Origin of the sequence: Corynebacterium sp. HMSC034E11 (assembly GCF_001835905.1) — a bacterium.
GTDB classification, from domain to species: Bacteria; Actinomycetota; Actinomycetes; order Mycobacteriales; family Mycobacteriaceae; genus Corynebacterium; species Corynebacterium coyleae.
The window spans coordinates 1-243 of record NZ_KV826411.1 but is presented as its reverse complement, the minus strand read 5'-3'; the positions used below and the strand labels follow the sequence as shown (position 1 = coordinate 243).

Genomic DNA, 243 nt, shown 5'->3' with positions numbered 1-243 from the left:
GAGAACACCGGTGAGATCACGGTGACCATTCCGGAGGATGCCAAGCCGGGCGACAAGATCACCGTTCCGGTGGTTGTGACCTACCCGGACGGCACGAAGGACAACGTTGACGTCACCGTCACGGTGACCGACAAGGACGCTGACCTTTACGAGCCGTCCTACGAGGACAAGCTCGTCGTCCCAGGTAAGGAGACGAAGTCGTCGCCGACCTTCACCGGCAAGGATGGCAAGGACGCGACCGCT

Annotated in this window: 1 protein-coding gene; it reads left to right on the top strand. The window is 61.3% G+C overall.

Annotated features, from left to right (window positions below; all coding sequences use genetic code 11):
• Window positions 1-243, top strand: a 243-nt coding sequence (locus tag HMPREF2690_RS08120) for a YPDG domain-containing protein (protein WP_141761225.1), incomplete at both ends; no start/stop codon positions are given.